The 467-nt window shown below is 54.6% G+C and carries 1 protein-coding gene; it reads left to right on the top strand.

Annotation, left to right across the window (positions count from 1 at the left end; all coding sequences use genetic code 11):
* Positions 1–467, top strand: a 467-nt coding sequence (locus tag EOS_RS42730; RefSeq protein WP_407639233.1) for an NADH-quinone oxidoreductase subunit H, incomplete at both ends; no start/stop codon positions are given.

Raw genomic sequence — 467 nt, 5'->3', positions numbered from 1 at the left:
CACAACAATGAGTTGGATATCACCGGAACTGATTGAGATCCTGCTGACCATCCTCAAAGCGGTGGTGATCCTGCTGGTGGTTGTCACCTGCGGGGCATTCATGAGCTTTGGCGAACGTCGCCTGCTGGGTCTGTTCCAGAACCGTTACGGACCTAACCGTGTTGGCTGGGGCGGTTCGCTCCAGCTGGTTGCGGACATGATCAAAATGTTCTTTAAAGAAGACTGGATCCCGAAATTCTCGGATCGCGTCATCTTTACCCTGGCACCGATGATTGCCTTTACCTCGCTGCTGCTGGCCTTTGCGATTGTGCCAGTCAGTCCGGGTTGGGTGGTTGCCGACCTGAACATCGGGATTTTGTTCTTCCTGATGATGGCAGGTCTGGCGGTTTACGCGGTGCTGTTTGCGGGCTGGTCAAGTAACAACAAATACTCGTTGCTGGGTGCGATGCGTGCTTCTGCGCAGACCC

The organism is Caballeronia mineralivorans PML1(12) (assembly GCF_001028175.1).
Taxonomy (GTDB): Bacteria; Pseudomonadota; Gammaproteobacteria; order Burkholderiales; family Burkholderiaceae; genus Caballeronia; species Caballeronia mineralivorans.
Note: the sequence above shows the minus strand (reverse complement) of the source record. Positions and strands in the feature narration are given on the sequence as shown.